The organism is Anaeromicrobium sp. (assembly GCF_025210435.1).
Lineage (GTDB): Bacteria > Bacillota > Clostridia > Peptostreptococcales > Thermotaleaceae > Anaeromicrobium.
The window spans coordinates 1-24,455 of sequence record NZ_JAOART010000059.1 but is presented as its reverse complement, the minus strand read 5'-3'; the positions used below and the strand labels follow the sequence as shown (position 1 = coordinate 24,455).

Below are 24,455 nucleotides of genomic sequence, written 5' to 3'. Positions count from 1 at the left end.
TATGATTTATTTTGTTATGTTATATTATTCCAGTAAAAAACAAGCTGAAATCTATGCTAAATTTAACTGAATTACATAATAATTACTGGAATTATATTTCCAAATTTGTTGTGATTGTTTGTACAAATTTTACGTAATTAGGTGTTCCTTCTAGCATTTCTTTAAAATAAGCCACAATATTACCACACTTGGCAAGGGAAGTATAAGTTACTTCATAGACCTCTTCTTCGTTGATTTCTTTTAGAACTTCAGATACTTCATAGTTACAAAGTTCCTTTATATGACCCGTAACTACCTTATCTCCAGCACCTTGTAAATCTTGTAATTGATTAATAGTATCATTTGCCTACTTTTCAAAATCTTCAATGTGAATATTTTTTAGTTCCTTGGCAGCATTATTCATAGCTGACATGGTTTCCCTTTGTTCATCTGTAAGATTAGCTCCATTAGCCTTTTCATATTCATAATATTCTTTTATACTAATCTCCATATAATCAGCAGCTACTGCAACTTCATCAAATGGTGTTTTCCCATCTTCCTTTAGGTTTTCAATATATTCTTCCTTTGTTGATCCATACTTTTTAGCAGTCATTATGGTTAATTCATCAATGATTTTTTCCATTTCAGAAACGGATATACCTTCCTCCTTTGCCCTAGCTTCTAATTTACTATTTCTATTAGTCTTTTCCATGTCATTATTACTTTGTGCAGTTTCAACATTTTCAGCTGGTGGATTAATTGCCTCATCTATTTTTTCACTTGTATTACCACAACCTACTAAGGCTAGACTTATGACCAATACACACATGATAGCTATAAATAATTTATTTTTTATCTTCATAATTAACAATCTCCTTATTTAATCAATTTATATTTACCTATAATTGGAAGTTCTTTCATCTTTTCATTATAGCCATTTATCATATCCATGATAGCCAATACGAGACAGAAAAACTCTCCCACAGGAAGTATTACAAACCAACCAACAACTGGAATAAATGATCCTATAATACTAATTGCTACCCATACTATAAAAAGGATTAATCCTTCATTTGCGTGAAATCTATACTCTTCATTTTCCCTATCCACTAAAATAGGAATAAAGAATATCATATATGCTAAAACACATATCCATTTATTAGTCTCTTTCATTTATTAATCCCTCCCAAATAAATAATTGACATGTTAAAACCCTCCTTATTATTTGATACTTTTATCATATTCAAGGTATCGGTTATTCTCAATATGGCAAAGGCCATTGACCTATATTCTACAGTCACTTATTTGGCCATAAAAAAATGACCTACGTCACTATACTTAAACGCAAGTCATTTTTAACATGATTATAGATTTATCAACCCAAGGCTTTCTCTATACAGTAACTTGCCTACTTCAGGAAAATATATTGAAAATTTTTGAAATTGTGGAACGTCACAACATCATATGCATAGTAAACATGAAGCATGAACCTATATTCAATATTCACACTTTAGCATGTGACAGGGACTTCAATGGAAAAAATTTTCAATATATTTTCCTGAAGTAGGCCCACATAAAGCTAATTTCCAAATGACAAACCTATATTTACTTCTCAATACTTATCTTACTCATGAAACCCTCATTTTTTGAAGTAATAAACTCTACAGTTCCATCTATTAGTTTTAACCTGTCTTCAATACCCTTAAGACCATTTCCCTTTATGAGATTACTACACCCCTTTCCATTATCCATTATGAGTATATTTATATTATCTTTTTTTATATTGACAGAAATGAATATCTCTCTAGCCTTTCCATGTTTTAATGAGTTGGTTATAAGCTCTGTACATACTTTTCTGATAACATGAAATGTTTTTTCTTCAATACTATAAAAAGTACCTTTAAAATGAAGATTTGTCTTTAAATTAATATTTTTCATATTATAAAGTATCTTAGAAAGATCCTTTTTTAAAAGTTCTCCCGTATAAATATTTTTTAAGGTATAAATATTTTTTAAGGTATCACTATTTTTTATGGCATACATGTGACTGATTCCTGTTTCAATAGATGTAGAAGCATCAGCAATGGCTGACATACTGAGATTTTTATCCCTATTAAAATAAAGACGAGCAACCTCAAGTAATTTAATAGTTACCACAAGGGAATGGCCTATAATATCATGAAGTTCCCTTGCCACATAGTTTCTAGCACCTATTTTTGAGGTTTCTTTTAAGGTGTATATTGTTTTTTTAAGCTCCTCATTAGACCTATCTAGTTCCTTTTGCCCTTTGGAAAGTTCTATTTGTGCCCTTCTATAGGATGTTATATCTTTAACAATAAGTATATATTGAGTTTCAAGGAGTGTATTAACCCGGCTAATATAAATGCTTAAATAATAATCATCAATATATATTTCTGTATTTCTTATCTTTCTAAAATCATTTTTGGCTAAAATTTTTTCTATCATGCCCTTTCCCTCACCAAAGAATAGTTCATCTAACTTTTCATTCACATAAATAACGTGAAAACTAGAATCTAAAACGGAAATAGGCGTATCTAATTTATGGACGATTTCATGCTTTAATATGGGTGTCAAGCTCAAAAAATTAGAGTTAAAGGTGGCATACACAAATACCATAATAGACCAGGTAAAAACAATAGGGGTAATGTCAAAAATTACTGGTATGCCAATTGAAAATACAAATTTATGTATTACTTTTGTTATATATAAAAAATTTAGTATAAGTGGTATTATTATGGCTGAGGAAATAAAATACCTATACCCTTTCTTCTTATTCTTAAACCTAACCTTAAAGGTCTTGTAACAATAGACAAATCCTATAGCTATAAATATATATTCTATTAATGTATGTACATAAAAAAGTATACCGAAACTATCACCAAAAAAATCATAGGTCTTATAAAACAGATGATGGTGTGGATTAGTTAAAATAATTATAAATCGTATAATAGGAAATATATAAATAAGTTCTTTAATTCTATTTGGCAGTGGTTTTCCCCTATAATAGGAATAACCAAATTCTAAAAAAGCCACCTCCAGTATACAGGCACACAAATAGTAAGCCACAATAAACCACCATCTTGATACTTCTGTAGGTGAAACTGTTTTAAATATTTTAAATATCATCCAGCCTATCATACTTATTTGCATAATCAAAAAAGACTCTAATGGATGGTCCTTATTAGCCTTCATATAAAATATCATGAAGAATATGATAGATAAAATCATGTCCACTATATGGACAATACAAATGGTCTGAATTTCGAGTTGTAATACATTATCCATCATCCTATACCATTTTCTACTGCATAAACGGCAAGGCGTAGTCTATCTGAAATACCTAATTTTTCATAGATTCTGCTTACTTTATTTTTGATAGTTCCTTCCGTATAGTTAAAGATCTTTCCTATTTCCTTTATTGCTTCCTTTCCCGTTCCCACCATATGAACTACATCTATTTCTTTGTCAGTACTTATTATTTGTCCTAGGGATTTTCTTAAAAGAACCTGATCGTCTGCAATTATTATTTTAATCATTTTTCCCTCCCATAATATTATTCATCATAATAATTCATATAAGCCGTAACTGCATTTCTAACATCTTGCAGATCATCCTTTGCAGTATTTATTATTATAGATATTTTTTCTATAAAATCATCATGGCAACATTTTTTTAATTTATCCATATGACCCTTTAATTCTAACATTGATTTTTGTTGATTATTTGCTATTTCATCAAGTAGACTATTTATCTCCTTTTCCTTTTCTAAGTTATAGACTATGTCCTTGTATTGTGATAGCTTAATATTAGTTTTCATAGTTTCCTCTTGTTTCTGCTTAAGTTCATCTAGCATATTAATAAATCCTGTTATATCTGTGAAAGTTATAATATGACCAGCCACCTTTTCTGCCTCTATTATTGGCTTTTCACTATATCCAAAATATATGCTTTTTTTACCTAGATACTTAATAAACTCTTTGTTGTAGGCCTTTCTAATTATTATCTCTTTATTAAAAATTAGACTAATATGCCTTATATGAATGTTATTTATATTGTTGAAAACACCTGCTTTTTCTACTCTGTTATTTTTATAAATAATATTTCCCTTTTCATCTATAATAAAAACATAGTCAAGCATTAAATTTCTAAGATCACTAAAGATAGAGTAGCTAACCCTATATGGGGTAAATAGCCTTGAAATAATATTGAAAGAAATAATCATGAACAGGTAAATAATAAACTCTATTCTTTTTATATTTATCTTATTCCAGATAATAGCTACCATATAAATATTCAAGGATAAAATCCAAAGAATAGAGGTACCTAGTAAAAATACTTTTTCTCTAAATTTCATATCTATATTTTTCTTTTTATTATTCATAATAGAAAATACAACATATACCAAATATATTATACTTGTTCCATAGCCTAATATATAACTCAAACCATATTCAGTATAATTAAAATTATAATCCTTAATTAATAATTCTCCTCTAAAAAAACTTATAATGAAAATTAAGGCCATTATCATATACAAAGGATATTTTAATTTCCTTATTTCCATTGATTTATTTATCTTATCCATAAGATAATTTAGATTAAAGTTAATAAATAAAAAATCTACACTTATAAACAGTAGACTACTAATATATCTAAGGATAAGGGCCTTTTCTTCTATTACCATTACTTCCTCAAAAAAGTTAAGTACAACAACTATAGATACAATCCCATTAGGTATGAGTATTTGCCTATTTAATCTATTCCAGGAACCTTTATATAGGCACAGCATAATACTAACAATCATAAAAACAATAAGTATATAATATTAAAAAATTGTTCTGGAGTGTAATATCTACCATCTCCCATCAAATACCTCCATAAGAATATATTTCCTTTATTATACAATATCCTAAAGTCATCATAAAATGACCCTAGTCATTAATTTTCTTAATTTAATTTAATATAATAAATAATTTCAATGAACCTTAAACTAGATTACACCCTGTATTTACCAATATATATTTCATATTCATACGTTAAATAGAGGTTGCTGTATTTTAGGCATATGAAAGAAATAAACTAGTCATTTGGATTATTTTCAAGGCATGGTAAGCGAGCATATTAAACATATGTAAGCGATTCCATAACGAAGAAAATAATTCAAATAACCAGTGAAATGACTAATTTATTTTTTGAATGTGCCTTATATTATAAAATGCAAAAACACATTGACAGACTTAACATTAATTCTGTCAATGTGTTTTTAATTCCAAACTCTTACCCCTAATTATATTCCTATAAAGTTACAACCTTAAGTGTATATTTTCTTATATTAGCTATTAGGCTAATTGATACAAAGGTTAAGAATTCTGTGAATATTGTACTAATCCATATGCCATTCATGCCAAATAAGTTCCCAAGAACAACCAAGCATATTGGTAAAATTATAATGGATCTTAATGCACAAATTATATTTGAAAATTTAGGATATTCTATTGCTTGATAATATACAATGGTATTTAAATTTAACCCCACCATAATATAACTTGAAATTACTATTATTAGCGCTCCATATCCTAGTTCAATTATCTGTAAATCTTTAGAAAATATTCCTATCATAAATTTTCCAAACAATACACATAGTGAAAGAAAAACCATACTTATTATCATGGATGCTATGCAATTAATCTTATAAAAACCTAGCATCTTTTCACTATCTTTTTTACCATAATTATAGCTTACTAAAGGCTGTGTACCTAAGGTCAATCCTAAAAGAATCATATATAAGTTAGTATTTATATAATTAATAATACTATATGTTGATAATCCAACCTCTCCTGCAATTCTACTAATAGCCATATTATTAGCTAATACGATAATAGAGTAGCTAATTTGTGCAAAAAAAGAAGGGAGACCTATGCTAGCAAACTCTCTTACTGTTTTTAAATCTAACTCTACATTTCCAAAAGTTAAATATCCCTGTTTTCTGAAAAAATGGGTTAATAGTATGGCTACTGTAACAATTTGTCCTAATCCTGTAGCTATAGCCGCTCCTTTTATTCCTAATCTTAGCTGAAAAATAAATATATAATCTAATATAATATTTGTTATGGCACCAGCTATCATTGAAATCATTGCCAATTTAGGTCTTCCATCATTTCTGACGAAGCTATTTAAGGATATTCCTATTAAGTTTGGAATACAAAAAATTGCATAATACCTTAAATACTCAGCTGATAAACCTTCTAAACTCTCTGTAGCACCTAACATTTTTACTATTGGATTGGCAAATATAACACAAACACCACTTGTAACTATACTAATAATTAAGAGTAGCTTAAATACTTTTCTAAAAATCTCTACAGCTTTATCAATTTGTTTAGCTCCAATATTTTTAGAAACTAAAGCACCTCCACCGATTGCAAACATATTCGTAATACCAAATAGCATTACTACAAATGGCAAATCTATATTTACTGCTGCTAAAGCTAAATCTCCCACGCCTTGTCCTACAAACATTCCATCAATTACTGTATACAAAGATGATACAAACATGGATAAGGCAGATGGGATGGCATACCTTAAAAATTCTTTTTTCATATCCTAAACCTCTTCTCTGCCCAATTTATTTCAATTTTTCTCAAATCCATACTCCTATAGTTGATAAGATTTTTTACAAGTAATAGACTAAATTGCACTTCCTCTTTTTCTTATAGAAAATCCCATTTTTCTATCCTCAACTAAAACTTGTCTATCATTTATAATTTGAAGCAACATATTAGCTATAATTTCTCCCGTTTTCACAAAATCATAGTAAATTGTCGTTAAAGGTGGAGTGTAATAACTAGATAAATCGTCATCATCAATCCCTACAACTGAAATATCTTCTGGCACACGATAGCCTGCCTTGTTTAAGTAACTCATTGTACCATAGGCAATTCTATCGAGTGCAGCAAAAATTGCAGTAGGTTTTAGATTCCCTTTATTCATAAGTTCTCTTGCTGATGAATATCCTTCCACTAATGTAAATCCTCCATTAATAATACGATCATCATCAATTGGCATATTATTTTCTTTTAAGGCATCCATATAACCTTTTTTCCTTAGAAATCCTGTAGCATAGTATTCATCAGTAATACCAATAAAAGCAATATCTTTATGCCCTAAGTCTATTAAATGCTGAACTATTGATTTTGCAGCATTATAATCATCAAAGGTTAATGCGGGTATGGATGTTCCTTTCAATTTTTCTGTCAAACTTACAATAGGAGTGTCATAATCTTTTAAGTATTCTATTATTTCTGGACATATAATTTGAGGTACATAAATAACCCCCTCCACCTGACGGTCCTTCATAAACTCCAATGCTTCTACTTCATGCTTACTACTTTGTTGTCCAAATTCAAGGGTTGTAGTAAGAATTAAAGAATAACCTTTTTTTTGAAGGAGACGATTTACCCCTTCAACCACATGAGAATATACATTTGGTTTGATGCTGGGCATAATCATTCCAATTAATTTTGTTTTTTTAGAAACTAACTCTCTTGCAATTCTATTTGGCTTATATCCCGTTTCTTTTAGTACTCGATCAACTTTTTCCTTATATTCAGGACGAACTTTAATATTATTTAAAACTCTGGACACAGTTGCCTTAGATACACCTGCTAATTGTGCAATATCCTTTATATTCAATGAAATCCTCCTTCTAGGGTAGCTTATAAAATTAGTTCACATTATCTCTTTAATACTCATATACTTTTCCAATTCTTTAAATCTATCATGTGAAATTATTTTTTAACCATTGCCTAAATAATTATTTTTCTCTTATATAACCGCTTCATAAATGTGGTCCATAATCTAAAACTTAATCCTAAAAAGAATATAGGGATTATAGTCCTTTTCTAATCATATGATTGAATCCCTTAAAACAGCTACATAAATTAACTATTTATACTATAAAGAGTATAACACAATTACGTGGATCTAATCATCCCATAAAAGTCCCTTCCATTGGCAACTATCTGCTATCTAGTTTATAAGGTTTTCCTAATGCCTTTGGAGATGTAGCATCTTTTACAAATACTACAAGTACTATTAAAGTAACTATATAAGGTAGCATTGATAAAATATCTACGGAAATATTCCATCCCACTAGGGGACCGCCTATGAATATCTGCAAACTCTTAGTAAACCCAAAAATCAAACAAGCAACCAAAGTCTCTTTTGGGCGCCATTTTCCAAATATCATAGCAGCAAGGGCAATATACCCTTGACCAGAAATTAGACCTTGTCTAAAATTGGATACAATTGCTAGAGGATAAGCAGCGCCACCTATCCCTGCAAGAAAACCAGAAATACAAACACCTATATATCGTATTTTTTGAACATTAATGCCTACTGTTGCAGCTGCTTTTGGATGCTCTCCCACTGCTCTAATTCTTAGTCCAAACTTGGTTTTATAGAAAATAATCCATGTAATTGCTACAACCAATATTGCCATATAAACAATAGCATATTGATTTAATATGAGTTTTAATAACTGTGCTAGACCTCTATCACCACTATTTAGAAAAAGCATATTAAAAAGCTTTGGAATCTTGCTTTCCGTAGGAATTGCTGGTGTCATTGTTGCACCATCAAATAACATCATAGAAATATAAAGAGCACATCCAGGGGCTAAAAAATTAATTGCAATTCCCGATACAACTTGGTTCCCATAATTCTTAATACAAACAAAACCATGAATTAATCCAAAAAATGCACCACCCAAACCTGCACCTAAAAGAGCTATCCAAGCATTTCCATTAAAATAAGCTATTGCAGCAGCTGCAAATGCTCCAAAATACATCATCCCTTCAAGGCCTATATTGATAATACCTGATTTTTCAGAATACAATGCTCCCATGGCTACTAGTATCAATGGTGTTGCATACATGAGGGTTGAACCAAGGAGAAAGCCAATAATCGATAATACATCCATTATTTTCACACCTCTCTTTGTTTTATAAATTTATTTTTAACTTTCAATGAAAACCAAGACATATCCGTTATGGTGGTTGATAAAATAATAATTCCAAATATAATATTTATTACTTCTGATGGCACACCCACAAATTGCATTTTTGCTCCACCATACTGCATACCACCAAACATTAAACCTGCAAATATTACCCCCACTGGCGAATTACTTCCTAATAGGGAAACTGCTATTCCAGTAAAACCGTAATTTTCTGAAATACTCAATTTGGAAATATGATAAGATACTCCCATCACTTGAACTGCCCCAGCTAATCCAGCTAATGCTCCAGCAATAAACATAGATCTTATAATTGCACGTTTCATATCTATCCCTGCATATTTTGCTGCATGTTTATTGTAACCTACTGCTCTAAGTTCAAAGCCCTTAGTTGTTTTAAATAGATAAAAACTAATAATAATTACTCCTATGATTACTATAAGAAACCCCCAATTATTCTTAACACCTGGACCAGTTATTGTTTCTAACCATGAAAAATTAATCTTGGCACTTTCCCTTATATCGAAGGTAGATTCTGTACCTGGGTTCTTCAACATGGGTAAATAAACAAAATAATTGGCTAAATACAAGGCAATCCAATTTAGCATAATAGTACTAATAACTTCATTAACACCATATGTTCCTTTCAACCATCCAGCAAATCCACCAAATAACCCTGCAGCTAACATGGCTCCCATTACAACTATTGGAATATGAATAGCTGGCGGTAAATCTAATACTACTCCAAGTATTGTTGCTGTCAATGTACCAATCATAAATTGACCTTCCGCTCCAATATTGAACAATCCTGTTCTAAAGGCAAAAGCAACTGATAGTCCTGTTAAAATGATAGGCGTTGACTTAATAACAACCCAGCATAAATATTTTGGTTTAGAAAATATACCCATAAATAATTTCTCATATGCTAATATTGGATCATGTCCTGATAACAAAAGTACTATGGCACCAAAAGCAAGTCCAAAGAAAATGGATCTTATGGTAAGTATTAATGTAGCTCTAAATTTAGAATTATTGATTTTTTCTTTCACTACTTATCACCTCCAGACATTAATAATCCAAGTCTATATTCATCTACTTCACTTCCTTTATAAATACCTACAATCTCTCCCTCATAAATAACAGCTATTCTATCAGATAAACTCATAATCTCATCAAGTTCATAGGATACCAATATTACCGTTTTCCCCTTATTCCTTTGGTCAACCAAGGCTTTATGAACAAATTCTATTGCTCCAACGTCTAGTCCACGTGTTGGCTGTGCAGCAATAAGTACATTAGGATTGTTTGTTACTTCTCGAGCAATAATAATCTTTTGCTGATTACCTCCTGATAACACAGCCGCCCGATCTTCAATGTGATTAAGACGTATATCAAACTTCTCTACCATTTTTTTAGAGAACTCTTTAATATTATTAATATTTAGAATACTATTTTTAGAAAATTTGGGATTTTTATAATCATTCAATATGAAATTTTCATATATACTAAAATCTAAAACTAAACCATGTTTATGTCTATCTTCTGGAATTAAACATAATCCCACATGCTGTCTTGAGTTTATATTCTCATTTTGTATAGGTTGTCCATTAATTTTTATTTCTCCACTTTTTATGTTTGTTAATCCAAAGACACCTTCAATTAACTCCTTTTGACCATTACCATCTATTCCAGCTATTCCTAATATCTCACCTTCATAAGCTTGTAGATTCAGCTTATTTACAGCCTCTTGTTCCCTATTATCCACAACTACCAAATCCCTAATTTCTAGTGATACTTTACCTGGTTTATACTTTTCTTTCTTTACCTTAAATTCAACTTCTCTACCTACCATCATGGAGGCAAGTTCCTTTTCATTTGTATCACTTACATTTACTACACCTATTTTCTTACCCGTTCTTATGACTGTACATCTGTCTGCAACTGCAAGAATTTCTTTCAATTTATGAGTAATAATTATTATTGATTTTCCCATTTTTCCTAGATTTTTAATAATTTCAATCAAACTATCAATCTCCTGAGGTGTTAAAACTGCAGTTGGTTCATCTAAAATCAAAACATCTGCCCCTTTATATAAGGCTTTTAATATTTCAATTCTTTGCTGCATTCCTACTGATAAATCAGCCACTACCATATCTGGATCCACATCAAGACCATATTCTTTAGAAAGTTTAATAAGATTTTCCCTAACTGTTTCTTTGTCAATAAAACTACCGTAAACTGTAGATTCACACCCTAGCATTATATTCTCTAAAACTGTAAATACAGGTATCAACATAAAGTGTTGATGAACCATACCTATACCATATTCTATGGCAACCTTTGGAGAGGTGATTTTTACCTCCTTACCACCTATTTTTATTGAACCTCCTGTTGGTGTATATAATCCATAAAGAATGTTCATAAGAGTAGATTTACCTGCTCCATTTTCACCTAACAGGGCATGTATTTCACCCTTATAAACCTCTAAGTCTACTGCATCATTGGCTATAAAGTTCCCAAATTTTTTCGTTATTTTTTTCATTTCAACCATTTCTTCATTTGGACTAAAGGAATATTTACTCATTATAAACCTCCCTCCTTTTATATAATTAAACTTCCATAGTATTTTCCTCTTAAAACAAGTAGATTTCCTAAATTATACTTACCTCCCTAGATAGTATTAAGAATAGAACTTTAACTACTTAACATACCTAGGGAAATAAAAAGTATAAGAAACTATATAATCTCTAGTGCTATTTTTACCATATCAGTAAAAGTATTTTGACGTTCTTGTGCAGAAGTTTCTTCCCAAGTTACCAATGAATCACTTACTGTCAAAAGTGTTAAAGCCTGTACCTTCTTTTTAGCTGCAATAGTATATAATGCGGAAGTTTCCATTTCTAAGGCTAATACTCCATACTCTGCTAGCTTTTCTATATCATTTTTATCTCCATCATAGAAAGAATCATTTGTTAGTATTCCTCCAACATGTACATTGGAGTCAATAGTACTAATTTGGTTATACGCTTCATTTAAAAGCTCAAAGTCTGCACTTGGTGCATAATCCAGGTTTCCAAATATCTTTTTATTCATATTTGAATTTGTAGATGCACACATGGCAATGACAACATCTCGAACTTTAACATGCTTCTGAATAGAACCGCAGGTTCCAATTCTAATCAGTCGATTAGCTCCATAACTATCAATCAATTCATTAATGTATATTGATGCGGAGGGCATTCCCATACCCGTTCCTTGAATTGATACTCGTTTTCCCTTATAAGTTCCTGTAAAACCATACATTCCTCGTACTTCGTTATAACAAACCACATCTTCAAGAAATGTTTCTGCAATAAATTTTGCCCTAAGTGGATCTCCTGGAAGAAGTACCCTTTCAGCAACATCTCCAACTTTGGCTCCAATATGTGTACTCATTTTGTTTCCTCCTTTATTCTATCTTCTGATATCGGTTTCTGTTTTTATCATATTATATTTCTTACTTTTTTCTATGACCTTAAAATTCTTTCTCGTATTCCTCCTTATTTTCAGGAACCATAACAATACCATCTATAATTTTCTTTCTTAATTCCTCAACCTCATCTAGTATTTCTTTAGGAACATGCTTATCAGATGTGGGAGCAATATCTACACCACCTTCTGCAAGTCCATAGCTTACAGATTTTCCTCCCATCCATTTACCATTTTGCAAATCCTCAATTATACTATAAGCAGCATGATCAACCCTCTTAACAGCTGATGTTAAAACGTTTTCCGGAGCCAGATCACTTTGATCCCTGTCTACTCCAATTACCCATTTATTCTTTTCTTTAGCAGCTTCAATTACACCATTTCCTGTTGCTCCTGATGCATGATAAACAATATCTGCCCCACTATTATAAAACTGTTCTGCAATTGACTTTCCTGCAGCTGCATCACCAAATGATCCTGCATATTGAACAAAAATTTCAGCATCTGGATTAGCATATTTCACACCAGACATGAACCCATACTGAAACTTGTTAATCACATAAAAATCAACGCCACCTACAAAACCAACTTTATTCGTTTTAGTCATTTTACCCGCTATATACCCCACTAAAAATGATGCCTCATGCTCCTTAAATGTAATTCCAACAACGTTAGATGGTGTTTCTTCACCATAAGAATTATCAACAATAGCAAACTTATTATTTGGAAAGTTTAATGCTGCATTCTTAAGGGCATCACTCATCATATATCCAATGGCCAAAGTGAGATCAGTTTCTTCATCTACCAAAAATTGTAGATTAGTTTCATAATCACTCTCCTGCTTGGACTCTAAATAATTTACATCTACACCAAAATCGTCTTTAGCCTTTCCAAGACCCTCCCATGCGGACTGATTGAATGATAAATCATTTACCCCTCCCACATCTGTAACCATACCAATGCTTAATTGATTCCCTTTAGATGCATTTTCATCACTCTTTCTTCCACATGCAGCAACACTCACAAGAACAACAAGTATTAATAGGATAGCTATTACCTTTTTCATTTTTTGCCCTCCAATTCTCGGAATATTTAATAAAGTTTTACTGAAACCGGTATCTATAGAATATTATAAAAATTCCATCTTGTCAATAATTTTCATCCACCATATATGAAGTACTCTTTTAAATTAATATATTTTCCTGAAGTAGATTCTCATAAAGCAATTTTATAAATATAAAATCTATATAGTCTCTAAAAAAATATAATTAGAAATATTTGTATAAACAGTGTAAAATGTAATATACATATAAAAAATCATATTAAAATATCTTCTTATTTCAAATGGTTATGAAATATTATAACAGGAGGAATTAAAATGAATTATTCAATAGGGCAAATATCTGAAAAAACAGGCCTTACCACCCATGCAATAAGGTATTATGAAAAAGAGGGTCTTTTAACTAATATTAAAAGAAATGAAAATGGTATTAGAAAATTCAGTGATGATGATATTATTTGGATTTCTTTAATTAGCTGTTTAAGGGAAACGGGCATGTCAATTAAGGATATAAAGTATATGGTTGATTTAAGTTTAAAGGGAAAACATACTGTTGCTCAAAGAAAATCCATATTAGAGAACCACAAGAAAAAAGTACAGAAACAGATTGACGATTTACAAAATGCTGTAAAAAAAATTGACAGTAAGCTTGCATATTATAATAGTAACAATAGTAAATGTTAACAAAAATATAATTTTTTTCAAAATAATACTTGACTTAGAGTCCACTCTAATATATATACTTAGCTATGAAAATAAAAGGAGGAAAAAAATATGTTTAATTTTGAATTTTATAATCCAACTCGTGTTATCTTTGGAAAGGGTCAAATTGATAAACTACATAGTCAAATATCTAAAGATGCAAAGGTATTAATTCTATATGGCGGTGGTAGTGTTAAGAAATTTGGAACACTAGATATGGTTAAAAAATCTCTTAAGGATCGTAAGATTGTTGAATTTGGGGGTATTGAGCCAAACCCTAGATATGAAACTTTAATGAAAGCTGTAGATATAGTAAAAAAAGAGGACATAGACTTTCTACTAGCCCTTGGTGGAGGTTCTGTTATTGATGGAACTAAATTTATTAATCTAGCTGCCAACTATACAGGTAATAACAAAGCAGAGTTATTAACAAATCCAAAGGCAGTAGCTTCCATTACAAAAGGATTACCTATTGGCACCGTTTTAACTCTTCCTGCAACAGGATCTGAAATGAATATGGGTGCTGTTGTAAGCTACAAAAGTGGTAAATTCCCTGTTTTTAGCCCACTATCTTTTCCTAGGTTCTCAATTTTAGATCCGACTATAACATATACTTTACCATTAACACAAGTGGCTAATGGAATTGTAGATACATTTATTCATACAGTCGAACAGTATGTAACTTATCCTGCTGAAGGTAGATTTCAAGATAGAACTGCAGAGGGTATTTTACAAACACTAATTGAAATTGGTAAAAAGACTATTGATAATCCTAAAGATTACGATGCGAGAGCAAATCTTGTATGGTGTGCTACTATGGGGCTAAATGGACTGATTGGAGCTGGAGTTCCTCAGGACTGGACTACTCATACAATGGGTCATGAGCTAACTGCTTTATTTGGTATCGATCATGGAAAAACCCTTGCTATCTTACAACCGGCTATCTGGAGTGTTAGAAAAGATAAGAAGAGAGATAAACTAATACAATATGCAGAACGGGTATGGGGTATTACAGAAGAAAATGATGATCTTAAAATTGACTTGGCCATTGAGAAAACAAGAGAATTTTTTGAAAGCCTAGGTATAAAAACTCGCTTATCAGACTATGGCCTAACCTCTGATAAAATAGATCTTGTGGTTTCTAATTTAGAAAATCATGGGCATACGAATATCTCCGAAACTGGTGATTTGACCCTATCTATAAGTCGTGAGATTTTAGAAAAAGCTATGTAAGTTAACTCCTTGTGCTAGTTGATTTTCTCTTTTGAGATTTAAGACATATGAGAAAAATAAACTAGTCAAGTTACTGAGTAATTTGGATTATTTTCAAGGCATGGTGAGCGAGCATATTAAACATATGTAAGGGATTCCATAACGAAGAAAATAATTCAAATAACCAGTAAAATTACTACTTTCATATTTCATTATCCTTCATAAATAAATTATTTTTCCTAATGATATGACTTAGAGTTAACTCTAAGTCAATACTTTTTTTATCTTATTTTTTAATATGCCTTAAGTTTTGAAAGATAGAATGGTCCATGTATAAAACAAAAATTTTAGGCTAAAATCTTTAATATACAAACTTATACTATTTTATAATAAGGTGATAATTATGGATACAAATATGAAGGCAAATATAGATTTAATTATGAATGAAATAGGTAGTAACAGCCCTGTAATTGTAAAGGATTTTTTTATTGGAAATAAAAAAACTTTTGATGCTACCATCATATATGTAAATGGGTTAGTAAATAAAGATGTTATTGAAAGAGGTATTTTAAAACCATTAATGTTTCAAGTAGATGAAAATATAACTATAAATAACCATACTGCAGAATATATTTGTAAAAAATATATTCCTTTACCCAATGTGCAAATAGAAACAAATATTATTAATGTTATAGATTCTATTAAATCAGGAAAAACAGTCATATTGATTGACAAAGTGAGTAATTTTATCGTAATAGACACAGCTGGTGGTAATTTTCGTACCATAAGTGACCCTCCAACAGAATCTACTGTGAGAGGGTCTAGGGAAGGTTTTGTAGAAAATTTAGAAACTAATATTAGTATGCTAAGGAGAAAAATCAAAGATAAGAACTTAACAATAGAAAATTTAAAAATTGGCAGGCGTTCTCAAACTAACTTAGTATTAATGTATATTGAAGACATAGTAAATAAAGATGTTTTAAAAAAAATTCGAGATAAAATAAATAACATAGATGTGGATGCAGTAAATGATACTGGTATTCTAGAACAATATCTAGAAGAAAGTACCTATTCCATCTTCCCACAAATATATGGTACTGAACGACCAGATATTGTAAAAGCAAATTTACTTGAAGGTCGTGTAGCCATCATATTAAATGGAACTCCCTATGTCCTTACTGCTCCAGCCATATTTGTAGAATTTTTTCAAGCTGTAGAAGATTATAGTGAACGGACCATAGTATCATCCTTTACAAGGCTTCTACGAATAGTTGCGGTTCTTATAATAATAACATTACCATCTATCTATTTAACTCTAATACAATACAATGCTGAGCTTATACCTATAAAATTCCTCAATCCAATTGTACAATCCCGAGAAGGAATAGCATTAACCCCTTTTCTTGAAATATTAGCCATGGAAATAGTCGTAGAGTTTTTAAGAGAAGGAGGATTAAGACTTCCTCCTAGAATAGCATCCACCTTAAGTATAGTGGGAGGAATTATAATAGGAAATACTGCTGTTGAATCAAAAATAGTAAGTCCTACCACACTACTTATAATCGGTATATCCGTTGTAGCTACTTTTTTAATACCTAATTATGAAATGTCCCTTAGTATAAGGTTTATTAGATTTCCTATGCTCATTCTTACAAGTGCTATGGGATTTTTAGGAATAACATCTGGTATGTTCTTTTTGATAGTTCATCTTTACTCTTTAGAGAGTTTTGGAGTTCCTTATTTCTCTCTAAAAGAGGGAGATCTAAAGGATATATTTATTAGGGCACCCCTTTGGAAGATGAACAATAGACCTAAATCCATTCCAAATAATAACCCCATAAGGCAGAAGGATTTTAGAAAATATTCAGGAGGAAAGAAGAATGAATAAACAGAAAAATCTTATAAATTCAAGTGAACTAGGTTCCTTATTGATAGGTTTTTCAGTTGGGCCAGCCTTTTTAAGATTTTCTAATGCCCTTGTGGAAACTGCCGGACATGATGCATGGATTTCAGCAATAATTGGATTAACATATCCCCTTTATGTTATTCTCATAGCCAACTTCATAATAGCTAGACATCCTACAGATGGCATATTACTTTTGAACAAAAAATATTTTGGTAATCTTTTAGGGAATATAATAAATTTCATATTTATTTCACAATTTACACTTGTTGCTTTAACTGTTACATCAGATTTTGTTAATCTTTCACTGACTTATATTGTTCCATTTTTATCTCCTCTAAAAATCATTATAGTAGCCATTTCACTAGGAGCATATGCCTCTTCTAATGACTTAAATGTTTTAGGTAGAATGAACAAATTAATTAATTTAGGTTATTTAATAGTATTATTTTCTCTAGTTACTATTAAAGATGGTGATATATCAAATATACAGCCCATATTTGGTACGGGTTTATTAAATATTATAAAAGCAAATAAAATAACGGCCTATTATTATACAGGCTGGGAATCTATTTTTTTACTTTATCCATATGTAGTAGACCCTAAATCAATAAAAGAAAAAACCTTAAAAGCCGTAGCTATAGGAGGAACAATATGGGTATGGGCTGTATTCTCCACCATAATCTATTTAGGTGTGGACATTCTTCCTAAAAGCTACTGGTCTTATATCTTTGTCTTTGAAAGTATACAGGTACCCGTAATCAATAATTTTAGATATATATTCACCTTTGTTTGGGTATTAATAGTAATTAGAGTTATTTCAAACTATTATTTTGCATCCGTTTTAGGTATAAATGAATTTATAAAGGTAGACATAAAAAAAATAAGTATATATATTTATCCTTTTATGGTCTTCATTGCCTTAATACTCTCTAATAATTTATTAAAAGAAAGTATACTATCTGTTGCCTCACCATCTTATATTATTTTTAATTTAGTACTCTTTACATTACTAGCTTTGCTCATATCATTTAAACCTAAATATTAAACTTACTACTTCTGGAGGTACTTATGGATAAAAAACATTATAAAACCAATTCAGTTTATACTTTACTTAGTAGAAAAAATCATACAATTATATTCATTGTTTTTATTTTATTCTACCTATATTTTCGTAATGGGGTAACCTATTTACCCGTTGAAAATCTTAATATTCCTTCTGGATTTAGTATTGACCTTGCTCCTTCTGAAGATAAATTCAGTGTATCCATGTCCTTTTATGATTACCATGAAGAGAAAAAAATTTCTAGTACAACCTATACGGTGGTAGACAGTTCCCTTTCCCATACTATTGAAAAGCTACAACTATCTTTAAATAAAAAAATGATTACAGGAGTTGAAAAGGCATATGTTTTTGGTGAAGAATATGCAAAATTTGGTATAAGAAATTTAGTTGACATTGACTTTAAGGATGCCTCAATTAATGATACAGTTCTTTTAACCATATGTAAGGGAAAGGCTGAAGATATTCTTAATTTTGAAATCCCCTCATATCCTAATGCTGTAGATTATATTGAAGGGATGATTGAAAGTTCTAAGGATAATAATTTTTTTTCTGATAACTATAAACTCATAGACGTTTTTGTACGAATTGGGGCAGAAGGAAGAAATGTTGTATTGCCCTATATTGAAATAAAAGAGGACAAACTACAAATTACTGGAATGGCCTTATTCAAAGAAGATAAAATGATTAGAAAAATAGATATGGAAGAAACAAGAATTATGAATTTATTAAGGGAGAATAATGTAGAGGGTATACTTGTACTTAAAAAAAACTCAAAAGAGTACCTAGGCTACTACCCACAAACATCTAAAAAAGTTCACTGTGAAAAAAAAGATGGTAAATATATTTTTTATATAGACTTATCTTTGAATGGAAATATAATTGAAAATGAGTTATTTCCTGATATACATTCAAATTCAGCCACTATGGAAATTTTCCAAAATAAAATGAAAAAAAAAGTAGAAAAAATGAGTGCTGATTTTATAAATAAAATGCAAAAGGACTATGAAATAGATTGTCTTGAACTAGGTAAAGTTGCTGCAAGTAAATATGGAAGACATAGGGATATTGATTGGAACAAAGTAGTTTCTAATTCTGAAATAGTGGTTAATGTAGAGGTTAAAGTAGAGAACATGGGAAGAGGAGACTATTAATACTATAATGTGAATTTTTCCCATCAAAAAATTCCTTGTAAGTATCCATACAAGGAATTTTTTGGTATATACCATTTTTTCATATGCCTTATAGCTTAAATGTAGAGATAGTTTGTTGTAATTCTTGAGCTAATTGTGATAAGTTTTCACTAGCATTAGCAATGTCCTGAATAGAAGCTGATTGCTCTTCAGTTGATGCAGAAGCCTCTTCACTACTTGCAGCATTCTCTTGTGCTATGGCAGAAAGGGATCTAATCACATGAGAAATATTTTCTCTTCTATTTTCCATTTCTTGTACAGAATCACTCATTTTTTCAATTGCACTTTCCGTTCCTTCCATGGCCTTATATATTTCCTTATATTTATGTTCAGCTTCATTAACGCTTTTGGCTTGTTCTCCACCAGCCGCTTCCACTTCCTTTATCTTATGAACTGCATTTGATGAGTTTCCAATTAATTCATTTACTACCACATCGATTTCCTTTGTGGAACTAGTAGACTCTTCTGCTAACTTTCTTATTTCCTCTGCTACTACTGCAAAGCCTCTTCCTGCATCACCAGCTCTTGCTGCCTCAATTGCAGCATTTAATGCCAATAGATTTGTTTGTTCTGCAATAGCTGCAATTACCTTGCTAGCACTTGCAATCTTCTCAGAACTCACATTAGTCTCTTCTATGACTTTAAATATTTCACTGGCTGCTTCCCCTCGTTCCTCCGTCTTATGTGTTAGTTCATTTATTACCTCTAACCCTTCATTTATTAAATCATACACATTATGAGATGCACTATTTACCTGGTCCATGTAGTCTTGATTTTCTTTGATTAAATTTCCTAGATCATTAATTTTTCCAGCACCATCCTCCGTATCCTGTGCCTGGTTCATGGCTCCCTTCGCCAACTCTTCAATAGTTTTTGATACTTCCTCGGAGCTATCTGCTGCCTGTGTACATGTGGCTGTTAATTCTTCTGAAGATGCTGATACTTGACCTGCCACATCCTGTACTTCTTTAATTAATTGAATAAAATTTTTCCTCATTCTTCCCAAGGCCCTTGCCATTTCTCCAGTTTCATCTTTTCTATTTAGCAACTTCATTCCCTCATTTTTTTCATGAAAAGTAAGGTCATGTTCTGCCAATTTAAAGATTTCCTTAGAAACTAGAACTATTGATTTTACCACATATTTACTATTATAATACAAAACACCAACCATGATTATCATTCCTATAACAGTACTAGCTATTGCCCTGCGAATCATTTTATTTGTTTTTTCCATCAATTCCTTTATTGGGACTATTGTTGTGTAAGACCATTTCAAATTACTTCCATCAAAATTAATAGGTGTGTAAAACTTATAAACATCCTGTTCCATACTAGTAGACCATGAAGTATTCATAAATTTTTCTCCCTTTTGAATCTTTTGTAAATATTCAGTACCTAAGTTACCCTTAAACTCACCACCAATTTTATTTACCATTTCTTCCTCTGGATGGGCTAATACAATTCCTTTATCAGTAACTAGCCTACCAAATCCATTATTAAATAACTTTACAGATGAGTTAATAGATGTAAGTTGTTTTAGGGATATATCTAATCCTACTACACCATAAAATTTTCCTTCTATTATGATTGGTTCACAAAATTCAATAGTTGTAATTTCTTCACCATTTAATTCATAGGTTAGTGGATCAGTAATATAGGCCTTTTTAGTCTTCTTTGGTATGGAGTAGTAATCTTTTTTCTCTGTATTTTCAGAATATTCCAGCATTAACTTTTCTCCAGTTCTTCCCCAACATGGAAGAAAGCGACCTTTGTTATCACTACCAGGTTTGTTTATGTTATTATGATCTTCATTATCAAATCCATTAGGTTCCCATACTACCCATGCATATACATAATTTTTATTCTCTTCTAATTTGTTTTTTAATAATTCTACAACAACCTCCCTACTAGTTCCACCACTCTTTTTCATGTTTAACAAAGTACTTGTAATAGCCTTAGCATCATATTGAGCCTTATTAAGAATTTCTTCCATTTCCTTGGAAATATTATCTGTTTGGATTTGAATTTTTTCAATGCTATTTTCTTTCACATTAATATAAGTACTATCTATTAAATACCCCATAGTAAGTGTAGATATAATTATCATAACTCCTAAATTCAAAACCATTAGCCGTGTCCTAAGTCTCAATTTAAACTCCTCCTTTTCTTCTGTCTTATGATTTTTTAAATTTTTCCATATGTATAAATTCACAATAATAAATCACTAGTTTTGCCTTCTATTATTCAGCTAGCTCCGTACCAAATTAAATTATATCAAAAAACAGGTTATTATTGTTTATTTTTATGAAAATTTTTGTAAGTTTTTACAAATATATGTCAATAACATTTATAATTAACCTTATAGAATGTAAATTACTTGCAATTTTCATGTTACCTTCTTTTAAAATATTAAAAGTGACTACATTGTTTTATAGTCACTTTCCAAAATATTTATTCTTCTCCCATTACTTATAGCTTAAATGTAGAAATAGTTTGTTGTAATACTTGAGCTAATTGGGATAAATTTTCACTAGCATTTGCAATGTCCTGAATGGAAGCTGATTGCTCTTCAGTTGATGCAGAAGCTTCTTCACTACTTGCAGCATTCTCTTCTGCTATGGCAGAAAGGGATCTAATCACATGAGAAATATTTTCTCTTCTATTTTCCATTTTGTGTACAGAATCACTCATTTTTTCAATGGCACTTTCCGTTCCTTCCATAGCCTTATATATTTCCTTGTATTTACGTTCAGCTTCATTAACACTTTTAGCTTGTTCTCCACCAGCAGCCTCAACTTCCTTTATCTTATAAACTGCATTTGAAGAGTTTCCAATTAATTCATTTACTACCACATCGATTTCCTTTGTGGAACTAGTAGACTCTTCTGCTAACTTTCTTATTTCCTCCGCTACTACTGCAAAACCTCTTCCTGCCTCACCTGCCCTTGCTGCCTCAATTGCAGCATTTAATGCCAATAGATTTGTTTGCTCTGCAATAGCTGCAATTACTTTACTAGAATTTGCAATCTTCTCAGAACTCATATTGGTCTCTTCTATGACTTTAAATATTTCACTGGCTGCTTCTCCTCTTTCCTCCGTCTTATGTGTTAGATCATTTATGACCTCTAGCCCTTCATTTATTAAATCATATACATTATGAGATGCATTATTTACCTGGTCCATGTAGTCTTGATTTTCTTTAATTAAATTCCCTAGATCATTAATTTTTCCGGCACCATCCTCCGTATCCTGTGCCTGGTTCATAGCTCCCTTCGCCAATTCTTCAATAGTTTTTGATACTTCCTCTGAGCTATCTGCTGCCTGTGTGCATGTGGCTGTTAACTCTTCTGAAGATGAGGATACTTGACCTGCCACATCCTGTACTTCTTTAATTAATTGAATAAAATTTTTCCTCATTCTTCCCAAGGCCCTTGCCATTTCTCCCGTTTCATCTTTTCTCTTTAATAACTTCATTGCCTCATTTTTTTCATCAAAGGTAAGGTCATGTTCTGCCAATTTAAAAATTTCCTTAGAAACTAAAACTATTGATTTTACCACATATTTACTATTATAGTACAAAATACCCACTATAATTAACATGCCAATAACTGTACTAACTACTGCCATACGAATCATTTTATTGGTTTTTTCCATCAATTCCTTTATTGGGACTATTGTTGTGTAAGACCACTTCAAATTACTTCCTTCAAAATTAATAGGTGTGTAAAACTTATAAACATCCTGTTCCATACTAGTAGACCATGAAGTATTCATAAATTTTTCTCCCTTGTGAATCTTTTCTAAATATTCATTACCTGATTTCCCCTTAAACTCACCACCAATTTTATTTACCATCTCTTCCTCTGGATGGGCTAATACAATTCCTTTCTCACTAACTAGCCTACCAAATCCATTATTAAATAACTTTACAGATGAGTTAATAGATGTAAGTTGTTTTAGGGATATATCTACTCCTACTACACCATAAAATTTTCCTTCCATTATGATTGGTTCACAAAATTCAATAGTTGTAACTTCTTCACCATTTAATTCATAGGTTAGTGGATCAGTAATATAGGGTTTTTTAGTCTTCTTTGGTATGGAGTAGTAATCTTTTTTCTCTACATTTTCACAACTTTCTAGCGTTAGCTTTTCTCCACTTCTTCCCCAAATTGGAAGAAATCTACCTTTATTATCACTACCAGGTTTGTTTATGTTATTATGATCTTCATTATCAAATCCATTAGGTTCCCATACTACCCATGAATATACATAATTTTTATTCTCTTCTAATTTATTTTTTAATAATTCTATAACAACTTCCCTATTAGTTCCACCACTTTTTTTCAGGTTTACCAATGTACTTGTAATAGCCTTAGCATCATATTGGGCCTTATTAAGAATTTCTTCCATTTCCTTGGAAATATTGTCTGTTTGGATTTGAATTTTTTCAATACTATTTTCTTTCACATTAATATAAGTACTATCTATTAAATACCCCATAATAAGTGTAGATATAATTATCATAACTCCTAAATTTAAAGCTATTAACCGTGTTCTAAGCCTCAATTTTAATTCCTCCCTTTTTCTCTCTTGTGATTCCTTCAATTAGTTTAATATCTACAAATCCGTATTCAATTATATCAGAAAAAATTTATTATTGTTTCTTTTTTGGTAATTTTTTGTATATTCGTCAATATATCTCATATTTCGTACAACATATATTTCCAAACTAGTATGCAGTCATACAATTGAATAATATTCTTATAATGGATTATTATTCCAGTGATTGGCTGCATACTTATCCTGTTAAATTTATACCATATTTTTCAACTACT

The 24,455-nt window shown here is 30.8% G+C and carries 19 protein-coding genes; 5 read left to right on the top strand and 14 right to left on the bottom strand.

Annotated elements, in window-relative coordinates; translation table 11 throughout:
• Positions 1–346 precede the first annotated feature (346 nt).
• The 12 genes from N4A57_RS07150 to N4A57_RS07095 all read right to left on the bottom strand — a co-directional run bounded on the left by N4A57_RS07150 (position 347) and on the right by N4A57_RS07095 (position 13,550).
• On the bottom strand, positions 347–841 hold the full coding sequence (locus tag N4A57_RS07150) for a hypothetical protein (RefSeq protein WP_293657152.1): 495 nt from the start codon (positions 839–841) through the stop codon (positions 347–349).
• Between the two features lie 14 nt (positions 842–855).
• Positions 856–1,152, bottom strand: coding sequence for a hypothetical protein (locus N4A57_RS07145; RefSeq protein WP_293657151.1), 297 nt, complete (start codon positions 1,150–1,152; stop codon positions 856–858).
• Between the two features lie 432 nt (positions 1,153–1,584).
• Positions 1,585–3,288, bottom strand: a complete 1,704-nt coding sequence (locus N4A57_RS07140) for a sensor histidine kinase (protein ID WP_293657150.1) — start codon at positions 3,286–3,288, stop codon at positions 1,585–1,587.
• A complete protein-coding gene (locus N4A57_RS07135) occupies positions 3,285–3,536 on the bottom strand; it encodes a response regulator transcription factor (protein ID WP_293657149.1) in 252 nt (83 codons plus the stop codon). Before N4A57_RS07135 ends, N4A57_RS07140 begins: the two co-directional genes overlap by 4 nt.
• Positions 3,537–3,553: 17 nt before the next feature.
• Entirely contained in the window at positions 3,554–4,804 is a 1,251-nt protein-coding gene (locus tag N4A57_RS07130) for a hypothetical protein (protein ID WP_293657148.1), read from the bottom strand.
• Positions 4,805–5,295: 491 nt separating this feature from the next.
• Positions 5,296–6,600: an MATE family efflux transporter gene (locus tag N4A57_RS07125; protein WP_293657147.1), complete on the bottom strand. Its 1,305-nt coding sequence runs from the start codon at positions 6,598–6,600 to the stop codon at positions 5,296–5,298.
• An 87-nt stretch (positions 6,601–6,687) separates the two neighbouring features.
• Entirely contained in the window at positions 6,688–7,692 is a 1,005-nt protein-coding gene (locus N4A57_RS07120) for a LacI family DNA-binding transcriptional regulator (protein ID WP_293657146.1), read from the bottom strand.
• A 325-nt stretch (positions 7,693–8,017) separates the two neighbouring features.
• Complete coding sequence (locus N4A57_RS07115; RefSeq protein ID WP_330671478.1) at positions 8,018–8,980, bottom strand: ABC transporter permease; 963 nt, start codon at positions 8,978–8,980, stop codon at positions 8,018–8,020.
• 5 nt (positions 8,981–8,985) lie between these two features.
• The gene (locus tag N4A57_RS07110) at positions 8,986–10,065 is read right to left on the bottom strand and encodes an ABC transporter permease (protein ID WP_293657145.1); all 1,080 of its coding nucleotides are present in this window, start codon (positions 10,063–10,065) and stop codon (positions 8,986–8,988) included.
• A complete protein-coding gene (locus N4A57_RS07105; protein WP_293657143.1) occupies positions 10,065–11,600 on the bottom strand; it encodes an ABC transporter ATP-binding protein in 1,536 nt (511 codons plus the stop codon). Before N4A57_RS07105 ends, N4A57_RS07110 begins: the two co-directional genes overlap by 1 nt.
• A gap of 152 nt (positions 11,601–11,752) precedes the next feature.
• Positions 11,753–12,451 carry a purine-nucleoside phosphorylase gene (gene deoD, locus N4A57_RS07100; protein ID WP_293657142.1) on the bottom strand — a complete coding sequence of 233 codons (699 nt, stop codon included), beginning with the start codon at positions 12,449–12,451 and terminating at the stop codon, positions 11,753–11,755.
• A 79-nt stretch (positions 12,452–12,530) separates the two neighbouring features.
• Entirely contained in the window at positions 12,531–13,550 is a 1,020-nt protein-coding gene (locus N4A57_RS07095; protein WP_293657141.1) for a BMP family lipoprotein, read from the bottom strand.
• Positions 13,551–13,862: 312 nt separating this feature from the next.
• On the opposite strand from N4A57_RS07095, the gene N4A57_RS07090 reads away from it, so the two are divergent.
• The 5 genes from N4A57_RS07090 to N4A57_RS07070 all read left to right on the top strand — a co-directional run bounded on the left by N4A57_RS07090 (position 13,863) and on the right by N4A57_RS07070 (position 19,578).
• Complete coding sequence (locus tag N4A57_RS07090) at positions 13,863–14,228, top strand: MerR family transcriptional regulator (RefSeq protein ID WP_293657140.1); 366 nt, start codon at positions 13,863–13,865, stop codon at positions 14,226–14,228.
• A gap of 90 nt (positions 14,229–14,318) precedes the next feature.
• A complete protein-coding gene (locus N4A57_RS07085) occupies positions 14,319–15,479 on the top strand; it encodes an iron-containing alcohol dehydrogenase (protein WP_293657139.1) in 1,161 nt (386 codons plus the stop codon).
• A 382-nt stretch (positions 15,480–15,861) separates the two neighbouring features.
• Positions 15,862–17,346: a spore germination protein gene (locus tag N4A57_RS07080; RefSeq protein ID WP_293657138.1), complete on the top strand. Its 1,485-nt coding sequence runs from the start codon at positions 15,862–15,864 to the stop codon at positions 17,344–17,346.
• Positions 17,339–18,409, top strand: a complete 1,071-nt coding sequence (locus tag N4A57_RS07075) for a GerAB/ArcD/ProY family transporter (protein WP_293657136.1) — start codon at positions 17,339–17,341, stop codon at positions 18,407–18,409. Before N4A57_RS07080 ends, N4A57_RS07075 begins: the two co-directional genes overlap by 8 nt.
• Positions 18,410–18,432: 23 nt before the next feature.
• Positions 18,433–19,578 carry a Ger(x)C family spore germination protein gene (locus tag N4A57_RS07070; RefSeq protein ID WP_293657135.1) on the top strand — a complete coding sequence of 382 codons (1,146 nt, stop codon included), beginning with the start codon at positions 18,433–18,435 and terminating at the stop codon, positions 19,576–19,578.
• Between the two features lie 88 nt (positions 19,579–19,666).
• Here N4A57_RS07070 and N4A57_RS07065 read toward each other — a convergent pair whose 3' ends face one another.
• Positions 19,667–21,766 (bottom strand): methyl-accepting chemotaxis protein, encoded by a 2,100-nt coding sequence (locus tag N4A57_RS07065; protein WP_293657134.1) that lies wholly within the window; start codon positions 21,764–21,766, stop codon positions 19,667–19,669.
• A gap of 320 nt (positions 21,767–22,086) precedes the next feature.
• A complete protein-coding gene (locus N4A57_RS07060) occupies positions 22,087–24,186 on the bottom strand; it encodes a methyl-accepting chemotaxis protein (RefSeq protein ID WP_293657132.1) in 2,100 nt (699 codons plus the stop codon).
• Between the last annotated feature and the right edge of the window lie 269 nt (positions 24,187–24,455).

Bases quoted from the DNA above. Each gene is read 5' to 3' on its own strand.
- N4A57_RS07150 (WP_293657152.1), bottom strand. From the start codon at position 841: ATGAAGATAAAAAATAAATTATTTATAGCTATCATGTGTGTATTGGTC.
- N4A57_RS07145 (WP_293657151.1), bottom strand. From the start codon at position 1,152: ATGAAAGAGACTAATAAATGGATATGTGTTTTAGCATATATGATATTC.
- N4A57_RS07140 (WP_293657150.1), bottom strand. From the start codon at position 3,288: ATGATGGATAATGTATTACAACTCGAAATTCAGACCATTTGTATTGTC.
- N4A57_RS07135 (WP_293657149.1), bottom strand. From the start codon at position 3,536: ATGATTAAAATAATAATTGCAGACGATCAGGTTCTTTTAAGAAAATCC.
- N4A57_RS07130 (WP_293657148.1), bottom strand. From the start codon at position 4,804: ATGATTGTTAGTATTATGCTGTGCCTATATAAAGGTTCCTGGAATAGA.
- N4A57_RS07125 (WP_293657147.1), bottom strand. From the start codon at position 6,600: ATGAAAAAAGAATTTTTAAGGTATGCCATCCCATCTGCCTTATCCATG.
- N4A57_RS07115 (WP_330671478.1), bottom strand. From the start codon at position 8,980: ATGGATGTATTATCGATTATTGGCTTTCTCCTTGGTTCAACCCTCATG.
- N4A57_RS07105 (WP_293657143.1), bottom strand. From the start codon at position 11,600: ATGAGTAAATATTCCTTTAGTCCAAATGAAGAAATGGTTGAAATGAAA.
- deoD (WP_293657142.1), bottom strand. From the start codon at position 12,451: ATGAGTACACATATTGGAGCCAAAGTTGGAGATGTTGCTGAAAGGGTA.
- N4A57_RS07095 (WP_293657141.1), bottom strand. From the start codon at position 13,550: ATGAAAAAGGTAATAGCTATCCTATTAATACTTGTTGTTCTTGTGAGT.
- N4A57_RS07090 (WP_293657140.1), top strand. From the start codon at position 13,863: ATGAATTATTCAATAGGGCAAATATCTGAAAAAACAGGCCTTACCACC.
- N4A57_RS07085 (WP_293657139.1), top strand. From the start codon at position 14,319: ATGTTTAATTTTGAATTTTATAATCCAACTCGTGTTATCTTTGGAAAG.
- N4A57_RS07080 (WP_293657138.1), top strand. From the start codon at position 15,862: ATGGATACAAATATGAAGGCAAATATAGATTTAATTATGAATGAAATA.
- N4A57_RS07075 (WP_293657136.1), top strand. From the start codon at position 17,339: ATGAATAAACAGAAAAATCTTATAAATTCAAGTGAACTAGGTTCCTTA.
- N4A57_RS07070 (WP_293657135.1), top strand. From the start codon at position 18,433: ATGGATAAAAAACATTATAAAACCAATTCAGTTTATACTTTACTTAGT.